The 8,582-nt window shown below is 68.1% G+C and carries 14 protein-coding genes; 10 read left to right on the forward strand and 4 right to left on the reverse strand.

Annotated elements, in window-relative coordinates; translation table 11 throughout:
• Positions 1 to 95: 95 nt before the first annotated feature.
• On the reverse strand, positions 96 to 275 hold the full coding sequence (locus ACZ7GZ_RS06465; RefSeq protein ID WP_471021465.1) for a hypothetical protein: 180 nt from the start codon (positions 273 to 275) through the stop codon (positions 96 to 98).
• A gap of 140 nt (positions 276 to 415) precedes the next feature.
• Between ACZ7GZ_RS06465 and ACZ7GZ_RS06470 the strand changes: the two genes are divergently transcribed.
• The gene (locus ACZ7GZ_RS06470) at positions 416 to 895 is read left to right on the forward strand and encodes a hypothetical protein (RefSeq protein ID WP_471021466.1); all 480 of its coding nucleotides are present in this window, start codon (positions 416 to 418) and stop codon (positions 893 to 895) included.
• Between the two features lie 52 nt (positions 896 to 947).
• On the opposite strand, the gene ACZ7GZ_RS06475 is transcribed toward ACZ7GZ_RS06470, so the two are convergent.
• From ACZ7GZ_RS06475 to ACZ7GZ_RS06485, 3 genes are read right to left on the reverse strand one after another with little or no spacing between them, the layout of a single operon-like run.
• Complete coding sequence (locus ACZ7GZ_RS06475; RefSeq protein WP_471021467.1) at positions 948 to 1,289, reverse strand: helix-turn-helix domain-containing protein; 342 nt, start codon at positions 1,287 to 1,289, stop codon at positions 948 to 950.
• The gene (locus tag ACZ7GZ_RS06480; protein WP_471021468.1) at positions 1,286 to 1,504 is read right to left on the reverse strand and encodes a hypothetical protein; all 219 of its coding nucleotides are present in this window, start codon (positions 1,502 to 1,504) and stop codon (positions 1,286 to 1,288) included. Before ACZ7GZ_RS06480 ends, ACZ7GZ_RS06475 begins: the two co-directional genes overlap by 4 nt.
• A complete protein-coding gene (locus ACZ7GZ_RS06485; RefSeq protein WP_471021469.1) occupies positions 1,501 to 1,854 on the reverse strand; it encodes a hypothetical protein in 354 nt (117 codons plus the stop codon). Before ACZ7GZ_RS06485 ends, ACZ7GZ_RS06480 begins: the two co-directional genes overlap by 4 nt.
• Positions 1,855 to 1,982: 128 nt before the next feature.
• Between ACZ7GZ_RS06485 and ACZ7GZ_RS06490 the strand changes: the two genes are divergently transcribed.
• The 9 genes from ACZ7GZ_RS06490 (at position 1,983) to ACZ7GZ_RS06530 (ending at position 8,573) form a co-directional block, all read left to right on the forward strand.
• Positions 1,983 to 2,402, forward strand: coding sequence for a WYL domain-containing protein (locus ACZ7GZ_RS06490; RefSeq protein WP_471021470.1), 420 nt, complete (start codon positions 1,983 to 1,985; stop codon positions 2,400 to 2,402).
• 38 nt (positions 2,403 to 2,440) lie between these two features.
• Positions 2,441 to 2,887: a hypothetical protein gene (locus ACZ7GZ_RS06495; protein ID WP_471021472.1), complete on the forward strand. Its 447-nt coding sequence runs from the start codon at positions 2,441 to 2,443 to the stop codon at positions 2,885 to 2,887.
• A 93-nt stretch (positions 2,888 to 2,980) separates the two neighbouring features.
• Complete coding sequence (locus tag ACZ7GZ_RS06500; RefSeq protein WP_471021473.1) at positions 2,981 to 3,184, forward strand: hypothetical protein; 204 nt, start codon at positions 2,981 to 2,983, stop codon at positions 3,182 to 3,184.
• Positions 3,185 to 3,230: 46 nt separating this feature from the next.
• Positions 3,231 to 3,503, forward strand: coding sequence for a hypothetical protein (locus tag ACZ7GZ_RS06505; RefSeq protein ID WP_471021474.1), 273 nt, complete (start codon positions 3,231 to 3,233; stop codon positions 3,501 to 3,503).
• 83 nt (positions 3,504 to 3,586) lie between these two features.
• Positions 3,587 to 3,820 (forward strand): hypothetical protein, encoded by a 234-nt coding sequence (locus ACZ7GZ_RS06510; protein WP_471021475.1) that lies wholly within the window; start codon positions 3,587 to 3,589, stop codon positions 3,818 to 3,820.
• A gap of 153 nt (positions 3,821 to 3,973) precedes the next feature.
• Positions 3,974 to 4,486, forward strand: a complete 513-nt coding sequence (locus ACZ7GZ_RS06515) for a hypothetical protein (protein WP_471021476.1) — start codon at positions 3,974 to 3,976, stop codon at positions 4,484 to 4,486.
• On the forward strand, positions 4,483 to 5,796 hold the full coding sequence (locus tag ACZ7GZ_RS06520) for a phage terminase large subunit (protein WP_471021478.1): 1,314 nt from the start codon (positions 4,483 to 4,485) through the stop codon (positions 5,794 to 5,796). The genes ACZ7GZ_RS06515 and ACZ7GZ_RS06520 overlap by 4 nt, the downstream gene beginning before the upstream one ends.
• A 159-nt stretch (positions 5,797 to 5,955) precedes the next feature.
• Positions 5,956 to 7,548 (forward strand): phage portal protein, encoded by a 1,593-nt coding sequence (locus ACZ7GZ_RS06525; RefSeq protein WP_471021479.1) that lies wholly within the window; start codon positions 5,956 to 5,958, stop codon positions 7,546 to 7,548.
• On the forward strand, positions 7,545 to 8,573 hold the full coding sequence (locus ACZ7GZ_RS06530) for a head maturation protease, ClpP-related (protein ID WP_471021481.1): 1,029 nt from the start codon (positions 7,545 to 7,547) through the stop codon (positions 8,571 to 8,573). Before ACZ7GZ_RS06525 ends, ACZ7GZ_RS06530 begins: the two co-directional genes overlap by 4 nt.
• Positions 8,574 to 8,582: the final 9 nt, after the last annotated feature.

The following is an 8,582-nucleotide window of genomic DNA, read 5'->3' on the forward strand; positions in this document are numbered from 1 at the left end:
GTTTGACAGTCGTGCGACAGTGGTTGTGCATCCGTTGGTGAGGGCCGCGGTTGCTCCCCTGGAACCCCTCTGCCGCACCCCGATGGCAGGGGGGTTCATCCATGCTCAGGCTCGTTGGCCGGCAGGGCGGGTACGGCGCGGGCGACCCAGCCGGGTGGCATCGCGTCGGTGGGGAGTGTGCGCGGGACGGCGCCTAGAAGCTGGCAGAGGCGTTCGAGTTCGCGTCGGCAGATCGCTTCGGTTCGGCCGCGCACCATGTACACCACGTCGTCCATGCTGGCAGTGTGCCGAGACGGACCGGTTCGTGTCGCCTGGTTCGGGTGGATTCGGGTCACGGAACGGCGACAACGCCTCCACGGAGCCTTCACGCGGGCGCATCATGCGGCCAGCAACCACACGCCTCGGGGGGAACCCAATGCGCCGCACTGCCGCCGCCATCCTGCTTGCCGCCGGCCTCGCACTTGCCGGCTGCTCTAGTAACGACACGAGCGACCGCGCAGCCAAGAACGCGAGGCCGAAGGCGGAGGCTTCGACCAAGCCGGGCAAGCTTGAACCGGTTTGGGGGCCGAAGCTCGATGCTGCAAAGGGGAAGGACGCCGAATCCACCTCGGCCTGCATGCAACCGTCAAGTAACGCGTGCGCCCGCTACATCAAGGACATCATGGGCGTGGTCTCGGGCGTCGAAGGCGCGATCAAGAAGACGGGGCGTCAGTACCCAGCGAGCATGAAGCAGATCCGTGAGATGAAGGCTGCTCAGGCGGAGTACCTGCGTAACGGCTGCCAGGGCGATGTAACTGCGGAGGATCCTGACTCTCTGTGCCACGGGGTTGTGACCATCACGGTCGGAGCGACCACGCTGGATATCACGCTCTCGACCGACGAGGTAGGCATGTAGCGCGTGAATGCAGCGGCCCCGCACCGGATCGGTCGTCCGGGCGGGGCCGTCGTCATGCGGTGGGCCGTGTGGGTAGTCGGCTGGTCTCGCACTCCATGCACATGAAGCCGGCTGGCGGAGCGCCGTGGCAGGTCTCGCACTCTGCGGGCGGTTCCAGCAGCTCGCCTGGGGTGATCCCGAAGACCGCTGCGAACGCGGCGAGATCGTCGACGTCGACGCGGCGTTCCCCGGCGTCGATCCAGCCCTGCTCAACTGTGGGGATGGCGCGGCCTACTCGTGCGAGGCGTTCCTCAACGTCTCTGTACCCCCATAGGCGTTCCTCGCGAAGGCGTCGGATGTTGCGCCGCACGTTGTTCCCGGCGGGACCGAGCGGGCCGCTCGGCGGCTTGCTCATGTGCCGGGCTCCTCGTCCGGGCGCACCAGGCCCGCGCCGTCGTCCGGCTCGGGGTAGTACGTCGTCAGCTCATCCTCGTTCCACTCGCCGAGAATCTCGTCCTCGTGGATGCTGGCGGGCTCGTGACCGCGCGGGCGGATGCACTCAGCGTCGATGGCCTCGACGTCCGGCCAGAACACCGTGCGGGCGCCGCAGCGATGCGCCTGCTCGCTCACGCGGTCTTCTCCTCGCTGCCCGCCGGGCGTGAGTGGTTGGGCCACGTCGTGGTTCCTTCGTAGTGGCGGCCCTCGTGTCCGGCAGGCAGTTCGCAGCGCTCGGTGCCCGAGCTGTTGAACGCGTCCCCCACGGCGTTGCAGCGTTCCGCGTCGACTCGGTTGGCGATCTTCCGTGCCCACTCGCGGCTGTACGGCGTGTGTTCCGAGATGGTGGTGAGCGGCAGGCCGGCCGCACGGGCGTCGGCGATGGCGTGGTCGAGGGTATTGCGGGTCTTCTCGTGGGCGGCTGTGGCCCGGTCGAGTCTGCGGATGTGGGCGCTTGCGTCGGCGGGGCTGATGTTCGGCGTCATGCAGGGATCGTCTCACGGATCGGCGCCAACTTTCTAGACGAAAGCCTGCCAACTATGTTGCAGTTCGGCGTGGCCTCTGTCATGCTGAATGCGTCAACAAAGTTGGCAGTCGAACCGAGGGGGACCCGATGAGGCACACCAAGAACGAGACCAGCACCGCCACCCTCACCCGCCTCATCACCGCCCTCGACAAGCAGCAGCCGGTCACCATCACCTACCTCAAGGAAGAGAAGGACGACGCCGGCAAGAAGACCGGCCACCTGGTCGAGACCGTGCGCACCGTCGAGATCTACGACTTCTACGTCAGCGCGGCAGGCGACATCCTCGCCAAGGCCATGGACCGCGAGAGCGGCGAGCGCCGCGACTTCCGCATCGACCGGCTGATCTCCTACACGGTCCACCGCAGCGCCTACACCGTGCCCCGGCCGGCCGCCGACGAGCCCAAGCAGCGCACCACCAGCGGCCTCGCCACCGTCACCGTCCTCTACCCCGTCGACCTCCCGATCGCTGGCCGGGTACAGCTCCTGGCCGACGCCCTCGCCGCCTGACCCACCGCCCGCGCACCACCACGAGAACGGACTCCGACATGCGACTCCAGACCTGCCGCCGTCACCCCAAGGCCGCCCCCTTCCTCACCAACTGCCCCGGCTGCGCCCAGGAGCTGTTCGACATCGAGCAGGCCAACCGCGCCCGCGCCGAAGCCGAGCGCGTCGCCACGGTCAACAAGGCCCTCGGATTCGCCAACCGCCGGGCGCCGCAGCCCTTCCTCGGCGAGACCGCCACAAGCCTCACCATGTGGTCCCAGCACGAGCTGAACACCGTCTACGAGCGCGTCGGCGGCACGGTCACCACCCGCATCGTGGAGCGCACCTGCTCCACCGGGTCGACCTGGAAGGCCACCGAGATCACCCTGACCGTCGAGGTGCCCAACGTCGGCCCGGTCACGGTCTCCACCGACTGGGACGAGGAGTCCGGCGGACGGGATCTGCCGCTGATGCAGGCCATTCCCGACGCCGAGCTGATCGCCGTCTGACCTCCCCGCGAACCGCCGCCCTCACACCGAGGGCGGCGCCGCCGTTTGACCCCCGCCGTACCCTCAACCCACCGCCACCGAAAGGACCCCGCCGTGCAGGTCATCAAGGTCACCGACGACGGCGCCGCGACCGTCGAACTATCGCTCACCGAGATCCGCGAGATCGTCGCCGACCTCGACGCCGCCGACTGGAACACGCTCAGCCCGTCGGCGCGCGCCTTGTACCACTACCTCGACATGGTTCGGCCGCCCGCCGCTACGGGCCATGCCGCCATCTTCCCCGGTGGCGGCTTCTGACCCGCCCGCCTCGGCCTCTGACCGCCCGACACGACAGGACGACCCCATGACCGAACTCGCCCACCCCCGCCCGCAGCCGACCGGCCCGATCGTCTGGGTCCTCGCCACCGGCGAAGACCACGAAGGCGGCGAAGTCCTCGGCGTCTACGCCTCGAAGGAAGCCGCCAAGGGCCCGTTCGTGGAGGCGGCCCGCCGCATCCCCTTCGACCTTGACCAGGCGTGGCAGGACGAGGAGAGCGGCGCCGTCCACGCCCACGGCGGATGCGACTGGGTCTCCCTCGAACCGCACCCGCTCATCACCACACAGCAGCTCACCTGACCCGCCGCACGCCAAAGGCCCCGACCCTACCCAGGGATCGGAGCAACCTGACAGCCGCCCTGAACCTGGAGGACACTGAGCCCATGGCCCTCATCCATGACATCGAGCGTCTCGGCCGCGCAGCCGACGCCGGAGAGATCACCCGTGACGCTGCCGCGCAAGCCCTCGTCGACGCCGGTGGAGGTGGCCTGACCCTGGTTGGCGCGGGCGGCATCCTCGACAACTGGCAGAACCAGCGCGCGGCCTACCAGGCGGAGTTCACGCGAGCCGCAGCCACGATGCCCGAGATCTACGGGCTGGACGACATCCAACCCTGACCGCCACGCATGCCAAAGGCCCCGACCCTGCGCCGCAGCAGAGTCGGGGCCTTCGGCCTGCGCGCACCTCACGCCACCCAGCCCGGTTGACGCGCATCGCTACCATCAAACCACGCCAACCATCATACGTATAACGCTAAGGGAGGGGACGCCGTGGCCACCAACGACAACCCCCGCGGCAACCCCAACCAAGACGCCCGCAACCGCATGGGCCGCTACGTCCGCACCCCCGAAAAGGCCGCAGAAGACGCCGCCATCGCCGAACACTGGACCCAAGGCGCCCACAGCTACACCGAAACCGCCAAGCACTTCGGCATCAGCAAATGGGCCGCCATGAGCGCGGTGCGCCGGGCAGTCCGCGAAGTCGTCCAAGAGGCCGGCGAGCAAGCCCTCCGGGTCCATCTCGACCGCATGGAGTACCTGTTCGCCAAGGCCACCGAGGTGATTGAGGCGGACCACGTCGTCGTCTCTCATGGGCGGATCGTGTACGGCGAAGACGGCGAGCCGCTCCGTGACCATGCTCCGGTCATCTCCGCGATCAACTCGGCCCGGCAGTGCCTGGAGTCCGTGCAAACCCTGACCGGCATGAAGAAGCCGACGAAGATCGAGCACTCCGGTGGTGTGAAGTACGAGTTGGTCGGCGTCGACCCGCAGGACTTGGCGTGACCCCAACGGTCGTGCGGTACGAACCGCGCGGCGGCGCCAAGACCCTGCTCTCCGCGAAGGACCAGGAAATCTGCATCGCCGGGCCGGCGGGCACCGGCAAGAGCCTGGCGATGCTACAGAAGGCGTTCTACACCAGCCTCATGGTGCCGGGCTGCCGCAGCCTGATCGTCCGCCAAACGCACGCCTCCCTCACCGGATCCACGCTGGTCACCTTCGAGCAGCAGGTAGCCACGACGGCGCTCGCCGAGGGGGTCGTGAAGTGGTTCGGCGGGTCGCCCCGGAAGCCGGCGGCGTACCAGTTCGCGAACGGCGCCGAGATCCTCGTCGGTGGGCTCGACCGTCCGGAGAAGTTCCTCAGCACCGAGTTCTCGCGGATCTACGTGGACGAGGCGACGCAGATCAGCCTGACCGCGCTGGAGACTCTGATCACCCGCCTCCGTGGCAACTCGGACACGTACCGGCAGATCGTCCTCGCCTGCAACCCTGACCACCCCAAGCACTGGATCAAGCAGCGGTGCGACGAAGGCACCATGCTAATGATCCACAGCCTGCACCGCGACAACCCGTTGTACGTCAACCTCGACGGCTCGCTGACCGAGCGCGGCATCGACTACATGGCCAAACTCGACGCCCTCACCGGCGTCCGCCGACTCCGCTATCGCGACGGAATCTGGGCCGCCGCCGAAGGCATGGTCTACGAAGGCTGGTCCGACCCTGTCCACGTCATCGAGCCGTTCGACGTACCCGCGTCCTGGACCAGGTGGGTCACCGTCGACTTCGGGTTCACGAATCCGTTCGTCGCCCAGTTGTGGGCCGAAGACCCGGACGGCCGGCTGTACCTCATACGCGAGTGGGTCCGTACTCGCATGCTGGTCGAGGACCACGCCGACGTCATCCAGAACCGGCTCCTAAAGGACCAACCGAGGCCGCGCGCGGTCATCACCGACCACGACGCCGAAGACCGCGCCACCCTGGAACGCAAGCTCGGCATGGGCACGCAGGCCGCGCACAAGAGTGTCTCAGACGGCATCCAAGCCTTCTCCGCCCGGCTCAAGGCCCAGGGCGACGGGAAGGCGCGGCTGTACGTGTTCCGGAACGCGCTCATCGAGCGCGACCCCGAGATGGACGCCGCCTCGCTTCCGATCGGCCTCGCTGAGGAAGTCGCGGGCTACGTGTGGGCCGTGAAGCCCGGCAACGCGGGCGGGTTGAAAGAGGAGCCGGTGAAGGCCAACGACCACTCGATGGACGCCGGACGGTACATGGTCGCGGCGCGGGATCTGGGTGGTAGGCCACGCGTTCGCTGGCTGTGAGACTGTCGAAACCCTACAAGCCACCCCAGTTGAGAGTGAGACCGCAATGACCAGCCGAAACGAGCGATTCCGCAGGTGGCCGCACTTGTGGCGGAAGTTGTCGCCGATTCTGCTTGACACGGCTGGGATCATCCTGTTGTCAGGTTCCGCCATGCTGTGGTGGGGCGTGGCAGCAGGCTTGGCGGCAGCAGGCGCCGGATGCTTCGTCCTCAACTACCGGATCCACGAGGGCAGGCCCGGCAGCCAGTAGCGATGGGAGGGGTGTTGGCACGGACCCTCCTCGGCGCGCTCCTCAACCGCGCAGCCACCGTCAGCCAAACCCCGATCCCCTTCACGAGCCGCGCCGCGAGTTACAGCGGCGGCCTCTTCGGTAGCAGCCGCACCGCCGAAGGCCAGATGCGCGCCATGTCCGCCGTCGGCACCCTCTTCGCGATCGTCGACCGCACCGCCAACGCAACCGCGTTGGTCGACTGGAAGCTGTACCGCAAGGCCAAGTCCGGCCGGAAGGAAGACCGCGTCGAGGTCACCAGCCACGCGGCCCTCGACCTGTGGAATCGCCCCAACAACTTCATGCCGAGGCAGGAGTTCGTCGAGAGCTTCCAGCAGCACCAGGACCTCACCGGCGAAGCCTGGTGGGTCATCTCCAAGCGGCCCGGGATCAAACTGCCGCTGGAGATGTGGCCCGTCCGCCCCGACCGCATGACGCCCGTGCCCGACCGGGACGCCTTCCTCAAGGGCTACCTGTACACCAGCCCGGACGGTGAGCAGATACCCCTCGAACTCGACGAGGTCATCCAGCTGCGCCGGCCGAACCCGCTCGACCCGTACCGCGGGTTGTCGCCGGTGCTGTCGATTCTCCCGGACCTGGACACGTCGCGGTATGCGGCCGAATGGTCGCGGGCGTTCTTCATCAACAGCGCGCAGCCAGGCGGGATCATCGAGGTTCCGTCCGCCTTGTCGGACGACCAGTTCGATGAGCTGCGGGACCGGTGGAACGAGCAGCACCGTGGTGTCGGCAATGCGCACAGGGTGGCGATCCTTGAGCACGGCAAGTGGGTCGACCGGACGATCTCGCAGCGGGACATGCAATTCGTCGAGCTCCGCGGCGCCACCGCCGACCGCGTCCGCGAGGCCTACGGCATCAGCAAGACCGCCATCGGCGACTTCGAGGACATCAACCGCGCGAGCGCCCTCGCTGCCAAGAGCTGGTTCGCGGAGCAGCAGACCGTGCCGAGGTTGGAGCGGATCAAGGCCGCGCTCAACTTCGAGCTGCTCCCCATGTACGGGACCACTGGCGAGGGCTTGGAGTTCGACTACGAACCGCCGACCCCGCCCGACCCGGAGATCGAAGCGCAGCAGCTGACCGCCCGCGCCAACGCTGCCGCCGCGCTCGTCACCGCAGGGTTCGAAGCCGCCGGCACCCTGTCTGCCGTTGGTCTCCCCGACATCGCTTACGTCGGGAAGCCCGCCGCGCCGGCGCCAGATACGTCGCTGACAGATTGGCAGGACAGCGTCGCAGGGCTGCTCGGTGAGGACGTCCAGGCGGCGCAGCGGTGGGTGGTGGTGACCGCTGAGGACGGCAACGTGTGCCAGCCATGCGCGGACAACGACGGCCACACGTACAGCAACCGCCAGCAGGCCTACGAGGACTATCCGGGCGGCTCTGGCTACGTCCACTGCCTTGGTGCTGAGCACGGCAACGCATGCCGCTGCAAGGTCGTGAAGCGCGGCCATAAGGGAGAGGGCTCATGACGATCACGCTGCCCGGTAAGGCGGCCTCTTTCATGGCCAGCCAGCGCGACAAGGCTGAGAAGCAGCGCGCGCAGCTGGGTATCGAGGCCCGCTCCTGGTACCGCATCACCAACGCCGCGTCCCCGGACGAGGCCGAAGTGATGCTCTACGACGAGGTCGGCGGCTGGTACGGGGCGACCGCGGATGAGTTCATCGCTGACCTGCGGGGAGTGACGGCACCGAACCTGCGGGTCCGCATCAACTCGCCCGGCGGCAGCGTGTTCGAGGGCGTTGCTATCGCCAACGCGTTGAGGAGTCACCCGGCGCAGGTCACCGTGCAGGTCGACGGGATCGCCGCCTCCATTGCGAGCGTGATCGCAATGGCCGGGGACCGCATCGAGATGGCCCCGAACACCATGCTCATGATCCACGACGCGTCCGGCGTCTGCATGGGCAACGCCGCCGACATGCAGGAGATGGCCGAACTCCTCGACCTGATCTCCGACAACATTGCGGACGCTTATGCAGCCCGCGCCGGCGGCACCCGTGCTGAGTGGCGCGACCGGATGCGCGCGGAAACGTGGTATCTGCCTGAGGACGCTGTCGAGGCCGGGCTCGCCGACGAAGCGGTCACCGCGCCGAAGGCGGGCACCCCCGCAGCCGAACCGGACGGCGATGAGCCGGACATGGCGCGCGCCTACGACCTCGCCGCATACGGCTACCACGGCCCGCGCCGCGAGGGGCCGAAGGCGGAGACCACGCTGACCGAGGACATCCGTTCCCTGATCGGCGAAGAGGTAGCCGCGCAGCTCCGAGCCGCGGTCACCCCGGTCGATGACACCCCGGTCGCCGAGCCGGTCGCCGAGACCACGCCAGTCGAGTCCGCCCCGGAGCCGGCCGCCGAGCCGGAGCCCGAGCCACCTGCCGCCGAACCCGTAGACGAGTGGGCGGCGATGACTGCCCACCTCATCCAGGACGACGCCTGGTCGGCGCTCGTCTCCAACCTGACCGAGCCCACCAAGTCGTCCAGCGCGACGGCAGCCTGAAGGAGGCAT

Source organism: Streptomyces sp. NPDC037288 (genome assembly GCF_055603265.1).

Excerpts from the sequence above, each read along its gene's own strand:
- ACZ7GZ_RS06465 (WP_471021465.1), bottom strand. The coding sequence starts at position 275 with ATGGACGACGTGGTGTACATGGTGCGCGGCCGAACCGAAGCGATCTGC.
- ACZ7GZ_RS06470 (WP_471021466.1), top strand. The coding sequence starts at position 416 with ATGCGCCGCACTGCCGCCGCCATCCTGCTTGCCGCCGGCCTCGCACTT.
- ACZ7GZ_RS06475 (WP_471021467.1), bottom strand. The coding sequence starts at position 1,289 with ATGAGCAAGCCGCCGAGCGGCCCGCTCGGTCCCGCCGGGAACAACGTG.
- ACZ7GZ_RS06485 (WP_471021469.1), bottom strand. The coding sequence starts at position 1,854 with ATGACGCCGAACATCAGCCCCGCCGACGCAAGCGCCCACATCCGCAGA.
- ACZ7GZ_RS06490 (WP_471021470.1), top strand. The coding sequence starts at position 1,983 with ATGAGGCACACCAAGAACGAGACCAGCACCGCCACCCTCACCCGCCTC.
- ACZ7GZ_RS06495 (WP_471021472.1), top strand. The coding sequence starts at position 2,441 with ATGCGACTCCAGACCTGCCGCCGTCACCCCAAGGCCGCCCCCTTCCTC.
- ACZ7GZ_RS06505 (WP_471021474.1), top strand. The coding sequence starts at position 3,231 with ATGACCGAACTCGCCCACCCCCGCCCGCAGCCGACCGGCCCGATCGTC.
- ACZ7GZ_RS06510 (WP_471021475.1), top strand. The coding sequence starts at position 3,587 with ATGGCCCTCATCCATGACATCGAGCGTCTCGGCCGCGCAGCCGACGCC.
- ACZ7GZ_RS06530 (WP_471021481.1), top strand. The coding sequence starts at position 7,545 with ATGACGATCACGCTGCCCGGTAAGGCGGCCTCTTTCATGGCCAGCCAG.